At 54.3% G+C, this 14,831-nt stretch carries 13 protein-coding genes; 12 read left to right on the plus strand and 1 reads right to left on the minus strand.

Going from position 1 to position 14,831, the window contains the following annotated elements; all coding sequences use genetic code 11:
• Window positions 1–316: 316 nt before the first annotated feature.
• From udk to asmA, 3 genes are all read left to right on the plus strand, one after another.
• Window positions 317–958, plus strand: a complete 642-nt coding sequence (udk, locus tag USG84_RS13885; RefSeq protein ID WP_008500855.1) for a uridine kinase — start codon at window positions 317–319, stop codon at window positions 956–958.
• 91 nt (window positions 959–1,049) lie between these two features.
• On the plus strand, window positions 1,050–1,631 hold the full coding sequence (gene dcd / locus USG84_RS13890) for a dCTP deaminase (RefSeq protein WP_020883257.1): 582 nt from the start codon (window positions 1,050–1,052) through the stop codon (window positions 1,629–1,631).
• Window positions 1,632–1,653: 22 nt separating this feature from the next.
• The gene (gene asmA / locus USG84_RS13895) at window positions 1,654–3,504 is read left to right on the plus strand and encodes an outer membrane assembly protein AsmA (RefSeq protein WP_253542748.1); all 1,851 of its coding nucleotides are present in this window, start codon (window positions 1,654–1,656) and stop codon (window positions 3,502–3,504) included.
• Between the two features lie 104 nt (window positions 3,505–3,608).
• Here the strand turns inward: asmA and USG84_RS13900 are convergent, their stop codons facing one another.
• On the minus strand, window positions 3,609–5,192 hold the full coding sequence (locus USG84_RS13900) for a TerC family protein (RefSeq protein ID WP_253542745.1): 1,584 nt from the start codon (window positions 5,190–5,192) through the stop codon (window positions 3,609–3,611).
• A gap of 692 nt (window positions 5,193–5,884) precedes the next feature.
• On the opposite strand from USG84_RS13900, the gene USG84_RS13905 reads away from it, so the two are divergent.
• From USG84_RS13905 to wcaF, 9 genes are all read left to right on the plus strand, one after another.
• A complete protein-coding gene (locus USG84_RS13905; protein WP_014170829.1) occupies window positions 5,885–7,024 on the plus strand; it encodes a polysaccharide export protein in 1,140 nt (379 codons plus the stop codon).
• Window positions 7,025–7,030: 6 nt separating this feature from the next.
• Complete coding sequence (wzb, locus tag USG84_RS13910; RefSeq protein WP_061097666.1) at window positions 7,031–7,474, plus strand: low molecular weight protein-tyrosine-phosphatase Wzb; 444 nt, start codon at window positions 7,031–7,033, stop codon at window positions 7,472–7,474.
• A 2-nt stretch (window positions 7,475–7,476) separates the two neighbouring features.
• Entirely contained in the window at window positions 7,477–9,639 is a 2,163-nt protein-coding gene (gene wzc / locus USG84_RS13915; RefSeq protein WP_061097667.1) for a tyrosine-protein kinase Wzc, read from the plus strand.
• A 122-nt stretch (window positions 9,640–9,761) separates the two neighbouring features.
• Window positions 9,762–10,604, plus strand: coding sequence for a colanic acid biosynthesis glycosyltransferase WcaA (wcaA, locus tag USG84_RS13920; protein ID WP_151413084.1), 843 nt, complete (start codon window positions 9,762–9,764; stop codon window positions 10,602–10,604).
• Window positions 10,604–11,095, plus strand: a complete 492-nt coding sequence (wcaB, locus tag USG84_RS13925) for a colanic acid biosynthesis acetyltransferase WcaB (protein ID WP_253542742.1) — start codon at window positions 10,604–10,606, stop codon at window positions 11,093–11,095. Before wcaA ends, wcaB begins: the two co-directional genes overlap by 1 nt.
• Window positions 11,092–12,309, plus strand: a complete 1,218-nt coding sequence (gene wcaC / locus USG84_RS13930; protein ID WP_253542739.1) for a colanic acid biosynthesis glycosyltransferase WcaC — start codon at window positions 11,092–11,094, stop codon at window positions 12,307–12,309. Before wcaB ends, wcaC begins: the two co-directional genes overlap by 4 nt.
• Entirely contained in the window at window positions 12,284–13,504 is a 1,221-nt protein-coding gene (gene wcaD / locus USG84_RS13935) for a colanic acid polymerase WcaD (RefSeq protein WP_029742034.1), read from the plus strand. Before wcaC ends, wcaD begins: the two co-directional genes overlap by 26 nt.
• Window positions 13,505–13,520: 16 nt before the next feature.
• Window positions 13,521–14,267 (plus strand): colanic acid biosynthesis glycosyltransferase WcaE, encoded by a 747-nt coding sequence (gene wcaE / locus USG84_RS13940; protein ID WP_151413083.1) that lies wholly within the window; start codon window positions 13,521–13,523, stop codon window positions 14,265–14,267.
• 15 nt (window positions 14,268–14,282) lie between these two features.
• Window positions 14,283–14,831, plus strand: a complete 549-nt coding sequence (gene wcaF / locus USG84_RS13945; protein ID WP_151413082.1) for a colanic acid biosynthesis acetyltransferase WcaF — start codon at window positions 14,283–14,285, stop codon at window positions 14,829–14,831.

Consider the following 14,831-nt stretch of genomic DNA (forward strand, 5'->3'; position numbering starts at 1 on the left):
GTCAGGAGAGAAGTGCGCACGAGTGAATTTGATAATTTGGTTTATGCTAGTACAAACAATTTACAATTCATATGGCGACTGCTCATAATTTGACATCATAGACTTATTAAATAGTTACTCGCTAAAAAATCCCTGTTAAACGCTGAAAAAACGGTCATTAAAATTTCTCTCAGGGAGCAATGTGCCACTTTTCAGCCTGTCTCGCAGAACCTGCGCATTCGACTGGTATCACGCCCGCGAAATCCCTATAATTGCCGCGTTTGACGCTCCGGCGTCGTCCTTCCTTAACATCCAGGTTATTCAGGTCGCTAAATTTATGACTGATAAGTCTCATCAGTGCGTCATTATAGGCATCGCCGGCGCATCGGCTTCAGGTAAAAGTCTAATTGCCAGTACGCTTTATCGCGAACTGCGTGAACAAGTAGGTGATGAGCATATCGGCGTCATTCCCGAAGACAGCTATTACAAAGATCAATCCCATCTGTCGATGGAAGAGCGCGTAAAAACCAACTACGACCACCCGAATGCGATGGATCACAGTTTACTGTTCCAGCATCTAGAAGCCCTAAAGAGCGGCCAGGCCATTGAGCTGCCCGTTTACAGTTACGTAGAACACACCCGAACCCAGGAAACGATCCGCATCGAGCCGAAGAAGGTCATTATCCTTGAAGGCATCCTGCTCCTGACCGACGCTCGCCTGCGTGAATCCATGAACTTCTCCATCTTCGTCGATACCCCGCTGGATATCTGCCTGATGCGCCGCATCAAGCGTGACGTTAACGAGCGCGGTCGTTCGATGGACTCCGTCATGGCGCAATACCAGAAAACGGTGCGTCCGATGTTCCTGCAGTTTATTGAACCATCCAAACAATACGCCGATATCATCGTGCCTCGCGGGGGCAAAAACCGCATTGCGATTGATATCTTAAAAGCGAAAATCAGCCAGTTTTTTGAATAAGCCGCGCGAATTGTGTACCGTTCAGAGATAACCTGGTTTTACCCTGAGTGTTTAAGGCCTCAGGGTACGATGCATGAAAGGAGAAAGTGCCATGCGTCTTTGCGATCGTGATATTGAAGCTTGGCTGGATGAAGGCCGCTTGTCTATTACCCCGCGTCCCCCCGTGGAGCGTATCAATGGGGTGACCGTTGATGTACGGTTGGGGAATAAATTCCGCACCTTTAGTGGCCATACTGCGCCATTCATCGACCTCAGCGGGCCGAAGGATGAAGTCAGCGCCGCGCTCGATCGCGTCATGAGTGATGAAATCGTCATTGACGAAGGCGAAGCTTTTTATCTGCACCCGGGTGAACTGGCGCTGGCGGTGACGTATGAATCCGTGACCCTGCCTGCGGATCTCGTCGGCTGGCTTGATGGCCGTTCTTCTCTGGCACGCCTGGGCCTGATGGTTCACGTGACCGCGCACCGTATCGACCCAGGCTGGTCCGGCCGTATCGTGCTGGAGTTCTTCAACGCCGGCAAACTGCCGCTGGCGCTGCGCCCCGGAATGATGATTGGTGCGTTAAGCTTTGAACCGCTGACAGGCCCGGCAGACAGGCCTTATAACCGCCGCCAGGACGCAAAATACCGCGACCAGCAGGGTGCGGTTGCCAGCCGTATTGATAAAGACTGATCGTTAGTCCATTGAGGATGCCATGAGAAGAGTTCTGACAACGCTGATGATTTTGCTGGTGGTGCTGGTTGCTGGCCTTTCGGCGTTGGTTCTGCTGGTTAACCCGAATGATTTCCGCGCTTACATGGTGCGGCAGGTCGAGGCACGCAGTGGTTACCAACTGAAGCTTGACGGGCCGCTGCGCTGGCACGTCTGGCCGCAGCTCAGCATTCTCTCTGGCCGAATGTCGTTAACCGCGCCGGGCGCCGCACAGCCGCTGGTCTCTGCGGACAACATGCGTCTTGACGTGGCGCTGATCCCGCTCATCTCCCATCAGTTGCAGGTTAACCAGGTGATGCTGAAGGGCGCGGTCATTCAGCTTACCCCGCAGACCGAAGCCGTGCGCGACGCGAATGCGCCGGTTGCGCCGCGCGAGAATACCTTACCGGATGAACCGTCCGATACGGGCTGGTCCTTTGATATAGGCAAACTGAAAGTTGCCGATAGCGTGCTGGTGTTCCAGCATGAGGATCAGGAACAGGTCACCGTTCGCAACATCAACCTGCAGATGGAACAGGATGAACACCATCTTGCGTCGCTGGAATTTAGCGGACGGGTGAATCGCGACCAGCGCGATCTGACCCTCTCGTTGAATGCAAACGTGAATGCGTCGGACTACCCGCATCAGCTGACGGCCGACATCCAGCAGCTCAACTGGCAGCTGACGGGGGCGGATCTCCCTACCCAGGGGATTACCGGGCAGGGGACGCTGCAGGCCGTTTGGCGCGAAGAGCAAAAACAGCTGGCGCTGGATAACCTCAATCTGCAGGCCAACGACAGCAGCCTGAAAGGGCAGGCGAGCGTCACGCTCGACGATAAGCCGAAGTGGGTGCTGAACCTGCAGTTTGACAAGCTCAACCTGGAGAACATCCTGCCACCGGTGCCGACAAGCTCAACGGACAGCGATGCCGTACAGACGGGGCAAAGCCAGTCACCGGTGTCGCGTCCGGTTATCTCGTCCAACCTTGAACAGCCTGACTATAACGTGCTGCGCGGCTTCACGGCGGATATTCTGCTGAAAGCCAACAGCGTGCGCTGGCGCGGTATTGATTTCACCGACGTGAACGGCCAAATGTTCAACCACAACGGGTTGCTGGTGATTTCAGAACTGAGCGGCAAAATGGGGGCGGGTCACCTGTCACTTCCGGGTACGCTGGACGTGCGTAAGGACGTTGCCAGCGCTGAATTCCAGCCGCGTCTCGACAACGTTGAGATTGGCAGCATCCTCAAAGCCTTTAACTATCCGATATCCCTGACGGGTCAGCTGACGCTGGCGGGGGATTTCTCAGGCACCAAAATTGATGCCAACGCCTTCCGCCGTGAGTGGCAGGGCGAGGCGCACGTTGACCTGAAAGATTCGCGAATAGAAGGGCTCAACTTCCAGCAGCTGGTCCAGCAGGCGGTAGAGCGCAGCAGCGATGTTAAAGCCCAGGAAAACTATGACAGCGCAACGCGCCTCGACAGCTTCACCACAGATCTGACGCTGGATAACGGAGTACTGACGATGGCCGGAATGCAGGGAATCTCGTCTATGCTGTCGTTAACCGGAGAAGGCTCGCTGGATCTGGTCAAAGAGACGGCGGACACGCGCTTTAACGTCCGGGTTCTTTCCGGCTGGCAGGGCGAAAGCAAGCTGATTGACTTCCTCAAAGAGACGCCGGTTCCGCTTAGCGTATACGGCAAATGGCAGGCGCTGAACTACAGCCTTCAGGTGGATCAGATCCTGCGTAAGCACCTGCAGGATGAAGCGAAGCGTCGGCTTAACAGCTGGGCGGATCGTAATAAAGATTCCCAGAACGGCAAGGACGTGAAGAAGCTGCTGGATAAGCTTTAAGGTTCGTGGTGCAGGCGGTGCAGCCTGATGCCATCACCCCGACCCTCTTCCGCGGGAGAGGGAGCAAACACGAAAACGGCAACGAGGTTGCCGTTTTGTTTTACCTAAACCTCAAAATCCAGCTCTTCCTCATCCCGCAGTGGAATAAGCTGCACTTTCTGCACGCGATGGTTTTCAATCTGCAGGGTTTTAAGCAGATAGTCGCCCACCTGAACCTCTTCCCCCGGCTGCGGGATGCGCTGTAAATACTCCATCAGCAGACCGGCAATGGTGTGGTATTCCCGTTTTTCATCCAGCGGCAGCGGCACGTACTGCACCAGGTCTTCCAGCGGCATGTGGCCGTTGGCCGTCCACGAGCCGTCTGCGTTTTTCTGAATGTCGTGGCGGGCATCAATCTCATCCACCTCGTTTGGCAAATTACCGGCGATGGTTTCCATCACGTCGCTGAGCGTGACCAGCCCTTCCACCGAACCAAACTCATCCACTACGAAGGCGAAGTGCGTGCGAGCGTTGCGGAACTGCTCCAGCGCGGAAAGCAGCGGAAGCGCTTCCGGGAAGACCAGCGGCTGGCGCACCAGCGCGCGCAGGTTGAGCGGCTCGCCGTGAAGCTGCTGCTGGAGCAGATCAATCACGTGCACCACCCCCAGCAGCTCCTCTTCCTCTTCACCGCCGGTGACCACCACGCGGGTATGCTGGTTTTTATCCAGCAGGGCGCGGATCTGCTCTTCCGGTGCCGTGAGGTCAATATGCTCAATGTCATGCCGGGAGGTCATGATGCTGCTGACCGTGCGCTGATTCAGGTTAAGCACCCGCTCGATCATCAGCCGCTCCTGCGGGTTAAAGATCTGCCCGTCGCTGTGATCGGCAAGCAGGGCGGAGGATTCTGCGTCCAGCTCGGCATCCTCTTTCCTGCCGCTCAGCAGGCGCATGACGGTTTCGGCCGTGCGCTGGCGCAGGGTCTGATTCGCGGAGAGAAACCGGCGGCGGTTAAATATCGCCAGCTGGTTGAGGGCTTCAATCATGACGGAGAAGCCAATGGCGGCGTACAGATAGCCTTTCGGAATGTGGAACCCGAAACCGTCGGCGACCAGGCTAAAGCCAATCATCAGCAGGAAGCTCAGACAGAGGATCACGATGGTCGGGTGACTGTTCACAAAGCGGGTCAGCGCTTTGCTCGCCATCACCATCAGCGTGATGGCGATGATTACCGCGGCCATCATGACGGCGAGATGGTCCACCATCCCGACGGCGGTAATCACCGAATCCAGGGAGAAGACCGCATCGAGCACCACAATTTGCGCCACCACTGGCCAGAATTTCGCCCCGCGTCGCTGGGTTGGGTTCTCGCTGTCTTTGCCTTCGAGCCGCTCGTTAAGCTCCACCGTGGCTTTGAACAGCAGGAACAGCCCGCCGAAGAGCATGATCAGGTCGCGCGCGCTAAAGCTCAGACCGCGAACGGAGAACAGAGGCTGAGTGAGCGTGACCATCCAGGAGATAGAGGCCAGCAGCAGTAAACGCATCACCATCGCCAGCAGCAGACCCGTCACGCGCGCGCGGTCGCGCTGGGAAGGGGGCAGTTTTTCAGCGAGGATGGCGATAAAGACCAGATTATCAATCCCGAGCACTAATTCGATGACGACCAGCGTCACCAGCCCGGCCCAGATTGATGGATCGGCAATCCATTCCATAGTAATAGCAATACCTTCTGTTATATGACGAATGTCACACTTCGATCATGGATAAAGCTGCGGGAAAATGCAATGTCGGGCTGAGATTTCTCTTAATACGATGCGTAAAAAAGAGAGCAATCTCAGGTGGGTGTAAATAAGCGAAATACGTATATTTTATTATTCAGAGAACATTTTAGGATATATCGCAGATAATGGTTTTTGCTCTCTTTTTGTCAATATAAAGAAAATCCTAAAAGGTCAAAACTTTGCTCTTAATATTAATCTTAAAAACCGATATTAGGACAGTTGTCTCCTTGCCTGCTATTAGGTTAGCTGCAACAATTCTCCCAGCATCAAATGTTAAATCTTGTTGTTGCTATTATTGTTTTGGTCTTCGGAATGGTCATTCATTATCCGTTGTGTATTTCAAGCGGCTGATATATTTCCAGAAGACCTTACTCAAGAGGGTGTCTATCCATAACACATTGTTTAGTCAGTGGATTGGTAACTGAAAGCCAAGGGCGGTAGCGTGCCTGAAAGCGTGTGAATCAGCCTCGATTATTCTGTCAATAGCCAATGGATGAATAAGCTTTTTTTAGGACTGATGCCAGTTATATTTCTATTTGATTAACTGCATGCTGAAACCCAATACGTCTCAAGCTTATTTAAATTGCACAGGATAATTACTCTGCCAAAGTGATAAATAATCAATGATGAAATCCAAAATGAAATTGATGCCATTATTGGTGTCTGTGACCTTGATGAGTGGTTGCACGGTCTTTCCCGGCAGCAATATGTCAACAATGGGTAAGGATGTGATCAAGCAACAGGATGCCGATTTTGATCTCGACAAAATGGTGAATGTTTATCCACTTACGCCACGTCTGGTCGAACAATTACGTCCACGTCCGAACGTTGCCCAGCCGAATATGTCTCTGGATCAGGAAATTGCCTCCTATCAGTATCGCGTGGGGCCGGGCGACGTGATCAACGTGACCGTCTGGGATCACCCTGAACTGACCACGCCAGCGGGCCAGTACCGCAGCTCAAGCGACACCGGGAACTGGGTACAGTCAGATGGCACCATGTTCTATCCGTACATTGGTAAAGTGCATGTCGCCGGGAAAACGCTTGCCGAGATCCGTAGTGATATTACCGGCCGCTTAGCGCAGTACATCGCCGACCCGCAGGTGGACGTTAATATCGCCGCATTCCGCTCGCAAAAAGCCTATATCTCCGGTCAGGTGAACAAATCCGGCCAGCAGGCCATCACCAACGTTCCGCTCACGGTACTGGACGCCATTAACGCCGCGGGCGGCTTAACCGACGGCGCCGACTGGCGCAACGTGGTGCTGACCCACAACGGCAAAGAGCAGCGCATTTCGCTGCAGGCGCTGATGCAAAATGGCGATCTGACCCAGAACCGCCTGCTCTATCCGGGCGATATCCTCTACGTACCGCGCAACGACGATCTGAAAGTCTTCGTGATGGGTGAAGTGAAGAAACAGAGCACCCTCAAAATGGACTTCAGCGGCATGACCCTGACCGAAGCGCTGGGCAATGCTGAGGGTATCGATCTGACGACCTCTAACGCGACCGGTATCTTCGTCATCCGTCCGCTGAAAGGTGAAGGCAGCGCGAAGGGCAAAATTGCCAACATCTACCAGCTGGATATGTCCGATGCGACGTCTCTGGTAATGGCGACGGAGTTCCGTCTCCAGCCATACGATGTGGTTTACGTCACCACCGCGCCGGTTGCCCGCTGGAACCGTCTGATCAACCAGTTGCTGCCAACCATCAGTGGCGTTCGCTACATGACGGATACGGCGCGCGACATTCATACCTGGTAATCCGCGATGTTTAACAAAATTCTGGTGGTATGCGTGGGGAACATTTGCCGTTCCCCCACGGCTGAACGGCTGTTGAAACAGTACCAGCCCGAGTTAACGGTCGAGTCCGCAGGGCTGGGCGCGCTGGTGGGCAAAAGTGCCGACGAGCGCGCAACGAGCGTGGCCCGCGATCACAACCTCTCTCTTGACGGGCATATTGCCCGCCAGGTCACCGGCCGCATGTGCCGGGAGTATGACCTGATTCTGGCAATGGAAAAACGCCATATTCATGCGCTATGCGATATCGCTCCGGAGATGCGCGGCAAGGTGATGCTGTTTGGTCACTGGGACAACGAACGCGAAATCCCCGATCCGTATCGCAAGAGCCATGAAGCCTTCGAGGCGGTTTACACCTTACTTGACCAGTCTGCCCAACAGTGGGCGCAGGCACTGAAAGCTCAGCAGGGATAACAATGACAGAAAAAACAAAACCTTCTGCCGCCCCGACTTCGGGCAGTGATGAAATTGATATTGGTCGCCTGGTCGGCACGGTTATTGAGGCAAAGTGGTGGGTGCTCGGCATCACCGCCGTCTTTGCCGCGGCGGCCGTTATCTATACGCTCTTTGCGACGCCTATCTACAGCGCCGACGCGCTGGTGCAGATTGAACAGAATACCGGCAACTCCCTGGTGCAGGATATCGGCTCCGCGCTGGCGAACAAGCCGCCGGCATCCGACGCTGAAATTCAGCTGATTCAGTCACGTCTTGTGCTGGGTAAAACGGTTCACGACCTCGGCCTCGACATCTCCGTCACCAAAAATACGTTCCCGATCTTTGGTGCCGGCTGGGATCGGCTGATGGGGCGCAGCAATGACACCGTCAAAGTCACTGACTTTGTGCTGCCGAAAGGGGCGGGGGATCAAACCTTTACCCTGACGGTGCTGGGCCCTAAACAGTACCAACTGACCAGCGATGCGGGCTTTAGCGCACGCGGCGAAGTGGGGCAGATGCTGAATAAAGACGGCGTTAGCATGATGGTTAGCGCGATCCACGCCCAGGAGGGCGGTGAATTCACCGTGACCAAATTCTCCACGCTGGGAATGATTAACAATCTGCAGAACAACCTGACCGTCACGGAAAACGGTAAGGACACCGGCGTGCTGAGCATGACCTTTACCGGTGAAGATAAGGATCAGATCCGCGACATCCTGAACAGCATTACCCGCAACTACCTTGAGCAGAACGTCGAGCGCAAGTCGGCGGAAGCGGCGAAAAGCCTGGCGTTCCTCTCTAAACAGCTCCCGGAAGTGCGTGCCCGTCTGGACGATGCCGAGAACAAGCTGAACGCCTTCCGTCAGGATAAAGACTCCGTCGACCTGCCGCTGGAGGCCAAATCGGTTCTCGACTCCATGGTCAACATTGATGCGCAGCTCAACGAGCTGACCTTCAAAGAGGCGGAGATTTCCAAGCTTTACACCAAACGCCACCCGGCCTACCGCACGCTGCTGGAAAAGCGCCGCACTCTCGAAGAGGAGAAGGCGAAGCTGAACGACCGCGTGACCGCGATGCCGAAAACGCAGCAGGAGATCGTGCGTCTGACCCGCGACGTGGAGTCCGGACAGCAGGTTTACATGCAGCTGCTGAACAAGCAGCAGGAGCTGAAAATCACCGAGGCCAGCACCGTGGGTGACGTGCGCATCGTTGACCCGGCCATTACCCAGCCTGGCGTGCTGAAGCCGAAGAAAGCCCTGATTATTCTCGGCAGCATTATTCTCGGCCTGATGCTCTCTATCGTTGGTGTATTGCTCCGCTCGCTGTTCAACCGTGGCATCGAAAGCCCACAGGCGCTGGAAGAGAATGGGATCAACGTCTACGCCAGCATCCCGCTGTCCGAGTGGCAAAAATCCCGTGACAGCGTCAAGACCATCAAGGGCGTTAAGCGTTACAAACAGAGCCAGCTGCTGGCCGTGGGTAACCCAACCGACCTGGCGATTGAAGCGATACGCAGCCTGCGTACCAGCCTGCACTTCGCCATGATGCAGGCTAAAAACAACGTCCTGATGTTAACCGGCGTCAGCCCGTCAATCGGTAAGACCTTTGTGTGCGCCAACCTGGCGGCCGTGGTGAGCCAGACCAACAAGCGCGTGCTGCTGATCGACTGCGATATGCGTAAGGGCTACACCCACGAACTGCTGGGCACCAACAACGTGAACGGTCTGTCGGAAATCCTGCTGGGTCAGGGGGAGATTAGCCAGAGCGCCAAGCCGACCTCGATTCCGAGATTCGACCTGATCCCGCGTGGTCAGGTGCCGCCGAACCCGTCTGAACTGCTGATGAGCGAACGCTTCACCCAGCTGATTGAGTGGGCGAGCAAACACTATGACCTGGTGCTGATCGATACGCCGCCGATTCTGGCCGTGACCGATGCCGCCGTGGTGGGCCGCCATGCGGGTACCACGCTGATGGTAGCGCGCTATGCCGTGAACACCCTGAAAGAAGTGGAAACCAGCCTGAGCCGCTTCGAGCAGAACGGGATTGAGGTGAAAGGGGTGATTCTGAACTCCATCTTCCGCCGCGCGACCGGGTACCAGGATTACGGCTATTACGAGTACGAATACAAGTCTGACAGTAAATAACAAAACATACCCCACACCCCTCACCCTAACCCTCTCCCCTGAGGGGAGAGGGGACTGCCTGGTGCGGTCTTTCACCCTCTCCCCTCCGGGGAGAGGGCCGGGGTGAGGGGTAGGAGGAAAATATGACCACACAACGCCCTTTGATTTCTATCTATATGCCGACATGGAACCGTCAGCAGCTGGCGATCCGCGCAATTAAGTCGGTCTTACGTCAGGATTACGAAAACTGGGAACTGATCATCGTGGATGACTGTTCGTCCTCGTATGAGCAGCTGCAAAAATTTGTCACCGACCTCAACGATCCGCGCGTGATGTACACGCACAACGCCATCAACTCCGGGGCGTGCGCGGTACGTAATCAGGCGATTATGCAGGCCAAAGGGCAGTATCTGACTGGCATCGACGACGATGACGAATGGACGCCGAACCGTCTGTCCGTCTTCCTGTCGCATAAAGAGCAGCTGGTCACGCACGCCTTTCTGTATGCCAACGACTATGTCTGCCAGGGCGAAGTGTACTCCCAGCCGGCCAGCCTGCCGCTTTACCCGAAATCACCGTATTCTCGTCGCCTGTTCTACAAGCGCAACATTATCGGCAATCAGGTCTTTACCTGGGCGTGGCGCTTTAAGGAGTGCCTGTTCGATACCGAACTGAAGGCCGCGCAGGATTACGACATCTTCCTGAGGATGGTGGTGGAGTACGGCGAGCCGTGGAAGGTGGAAGAGGCCACGCAGATCCTGCACATCAACCACGGGGAGATGCAGATCACCTCCTCACCGAAGAAGTTCTCGGGCTACTTCCATTTTTACCGCAAGCACAAGGACAAGTTTGACCGTGCCAGCCGGAAGTATCAGCTCTTCACCCTGTACCAGATCCGCAATAAGCGCATGACCTGGCGCACCCTGCTGACGCTGTTGTCCGTGCGTAACGGCAAACGTCTGGCTGACGGGCTTCGGGGGAAATAATGTTTCTGGAAGATTGCCGCGCAAACAGCTGGAGCCTGCGCCCGTGCTGCATGGTTCTGGCGTACCGCATCGCGCACTTTTGCTCGGTGTGGCGCAAGAAAAATGTACTGAACAATATCTGGGCGGCGCCGGTGCTGGTGCTGTACCGCATCATCACCGAATGCTTTTTTGGGTATGAGATTCAGGCTGCGGCCACCATTGGCCGCCGCTTTACCATCCACCACGGCTATGCGGTGGTGATCAACAAGTTCGTTGTCGCGGGTGATGATTTCACCATTCGTCATGGGGTGACTATCGGCAACCGTGGGCCAGACAGCCAGGCCTGTCCGGTCATCGGCAATAACGTCGAGCTGGGCGCGAACGTGGTGGTGATTGGCGACATTACGATAGGTAACAACGTGACGATCGGGGCGGGCAGCGTGGTGCTGGACAGCATCCCCGATAACGCGCTGGTGGTGGGAGAGAAAGCCCGCGTGAAGGTGATTAAATGAACATTCTGCAATTTAACGTGCGCCTCGCAGAAGGCGGGGCGGCCGGCGTGGCGCTGGATCTGCACCAGCGCGCGCTGCAAAAAGGACTCCAGTCTCGTTTTATTTACGGCTACGGCAAAGGCGGCAAGAAAAGCGTCAGCCACGATAACTATCCGCAGGTGCACAAGCACACGCCGCGTCTGACCTCTGTTGCCAACATCGCGCTGTTCCGCCTGTTTAACCGCGATCTGTTTGGCAACCTGAACAGTCTTTATCGCACCGTGACCCGCGCGTCGGGCCCGGTTGTGCTGCATTTCCACGTTCTGCACAGCTACTGGCTGAACCTGGAAGAGGTGGTGGCGTTTTGTCAGAAGGTGCAGGCTCACAAGCCCGACACCCGCTTCGTCTGGACGCTGCATGACCACTGGAGCGTGACCGGACGCTGCGCCTTTACCGACGGCTGCGAAGGCTGGAAAGATAACTGCCAGAAATGCCCGACGTTGAGCAACTATCCGCCGGTGAAGGTGGATCGCGCGCATCAGCTGGTAGACGGCAAACGCCAGTTGTTCCGCGACATGCTCTCGCTCGGCTGCACGTTTATCTCCCCGAGCCAGCACGTGGCCGATGCCTTCAACAGCCTGTATGGGGCAGGGCGCTGTCAGATTATCAACAACGGCATCGACGTGGCGACGGAAGCCATCCTGGCCGAGCTGACGCCGGTGGCGGAAACCGCGGGTAAACCGAAAATCGCCATCGTTGCGCATGACCTTCGCTACGACGGAAAAACCAACCAGCAGCTGGTGCGCGACATGATGGCGCTGGGTGACAAGATTGAGCTTCACACCTTCGGCAAATTTTCCCCGTTTGAAGGAACCAACGTGGTGAACCACGGGTTTGAAACCGACAAGCGCAAGCTGATGAGCGCCCTGAACGGTATGGACGCGCTGGTGTTCAGCTCCCGCGTGGATAACTACCCGCTGATCCTCTGCGAAGCGCTCTCCATCGGCGTGCCGGTGATTGCCACCCACAGCGATGCGGCGCGCGAAGTGCTGGAAAAATCCGGCGGTAAAACCTTCGCCGAGCACGAGGTCCTGCCGCTGGTGCAGCTGCCGAAGGCGCAGATCGCCGAGGCCGTTTTTGGCACTGACCTGGAATCGTTCCGCAACCACAGCCGCAAGGCCTACAGTGGACAACAGATGCTGGAGGAGTATGTCTCGTTCTATCAGAATCTGTAGTTATCTGCTGCTGCCGCTGATCTACCTGCTGGTCAACGTCAAAATTGCCCAGCTCGGCGAAAGCTTCCCGATAACTATCGTGACTTTTCTGCCCGTTCTGCTTCTGCTGTATGTCGATAAAATCAACCTGAAGAAGCTGATGATTGCCCTGGGGCTGGGCACGGGCCTGACGCTGTTTAACTACATCTTTGGCCAGTCGCTGGATGCCAGTAAATACGTCACCTCCACCATGCTGTTTGTTTATATTGTCATTATTATCGGAATGGTCTGGAGTATTCGCTTTAAAACAATATCTCCGCACAATTATCGGAAAATCCTCAGGTTCTTTTATATTGCCGTTGCGTTAATTGTTATGCTTGCCGCACTGGAAATGGCGCAAATTATTTTGACCGGTGGCAGCAGCCTGATGGAGATAATTTCGAAATATCTCATTTACAGTAACAGCTATGTACTGAACTTCATTAAGTTTGGCGGGAAGCGTACCACGGCGCTCTATTTTGAACCGGCGTTTTTCGCTCTGGCGTTAATCTCAATTTGGCTCAGCATCAAACAGTTTGGTATCAAAACGCCTAAGACCGATGCTATGATTCTTGCAGGAATCGTTCTGTCTGGATCGTTCTCAGGGGTAATGACATTTATCCTGTTTTACCTGCTGGAGTGGGCGTTCCAGTACCTGAACAAAGATGCGATTAAGAAAAAACTGCCGCTGGCGATTATCTCCCTGACGGTATTTATGGTCGGCGTGATATTTGCCTTCCCGTACATCTCAGAACGTCTGGGAGATTTGGGAACGGAAGGGTCATCGTCCTATTATCGCATCATTGGTCCGCTGGTGATGGTGGGTTATTCCTTAACCCATATTGATGGTGTAGTAAGATTCGGCTCACTTTACGAATATGTAGCATCATTCGGAATCTTTAACGGTGCGGATGTCGGTAAAACCATAGACAATGGTCTGTATCTGTTAATTATTTATTTTTCGTGGTTCGCCGTACTGTTGACGCTGTGGTATCTGTTTAAAGTTTTCAAAATGATGATCAACGCGTTTGGTGATAACCAGAACTTTCGCGTGCAGCTTTATCTTTTTACGCCGGTGTCGCTGTTTTTTACCGGGTCAATATTTAGCCCGGAATATGCTTTCTTGATTGTCTGTCCGTTTATTTTGCGCAAGGCGCTTAATATTACGAACGTATGACGAAATGAGGTGATTTATGTTTCTTAGCGTCATTACTGTCGCTTTTCGTAATTACGAAGGGGTGGTAAAAACCTGGCGCTCGCTGCGCAACCTGGCGCGCGATCCAAGCCTCACCTTTGAGTGGATTGTGGTCGACGGCGGCTCGAACGATGGCACGGCGGAGTTTCTGGAAAAACTCAACGGTGAGTTCAACTTACGCTACATCAGCGAGAAAGATAAAGGCATCTACGATGCGATGAATAAGGGCATTAATATGGCCCAGGGCCGTTATGCCATCTTCCTCAATTCCGGCGATATTTTCCACGACGACGTGGCGCTGTTTGCCCGTCAGCTGGCGCGCCAGAAAGAGGACGCCATGTATATTGGCGATGCGCTGCTCGATTTTGGCGACGGGCATAAAGTCTGCCGCAGCGCTAAGCCAGGCTGGTATATCTACCACAGTTTGCCGGCCAGCCACCAGGCCATTTTCTTCCCGGTAAACGGTCTGAAAAAACAGCCTTACGATTTGCAGTACAAGGTGTCATCCGATTATGCGCTGGCCGCCAGCCTGTATAAATCAGGTTATCCGTTCCGCCGAATTAAAGGGCTGGTGTCTGAATTTTCGATGGGCGGCGTGTCAACGTCAAATAATCTGGAATTATGTCAGGACGCAAAAAAGGTGCAGCGTCAAATATTACGCGTGCCGGTATTCTGGGCGGAATTGTCTTATTTGTTACGCCTGCGTACCACGGGCAAAACGAAAACCTTATATAACAAAGCCTGAATATAAGGAAACGCAATGCAGGATTTAAAAGGTTTCTCCGTACCGAAAGGTTTTCGGGGCGGGAACGATATTAAGGTACAGCTGTGGTGGGCGGTTCAGGCAACCTTATTTGCCTGGTCGCCGCAAATACTGTACCGCTGGCGAGCCTTTTTATTGCGCCTGTTTGGCGCAAAAATCGGAAAAAACGTAGTCATCCGACCTTCGGTTAAAATTACCTACCCCTGGAAATTAACCCTCGGGGATTACGCCTGGGTGGGGGATGACGCGGTGTTATATACCCTGGGCGAGATTACGATTGGCGCAAATTCGGTGGTTTCACAGAAGTGTTATTTGTGCACCGGCAGCCACGACTTTATGAGCCCGCATTTTGATATTACCGCTTCGCCTATCGCGATCGGTGAAAAATGCTGGCTGGCAACGGATGTTTTTGTTGCACCAGGTATTTCTGTTGGCGATGGCACGGTAGTCGGTGCCCGCAGCAGCGTTTTTAAATCGCTACCGGCAAATAGCATTTGCCGTGGCAACCCCGCAGTGGTGATACGCGAACGCGTTGAAACTGATTAA

This window comes from Enterobacter sp. 168J2 (genome assembly GCF_034107265.1).
Taxonomy (GTDB): domain Bacteria; phylum Pseudomonadota; class Gammaproteobacteria; order Enterobacterales; family Enterobacteriaceae; genus Enterobacter; species Enterobacter nematophilus.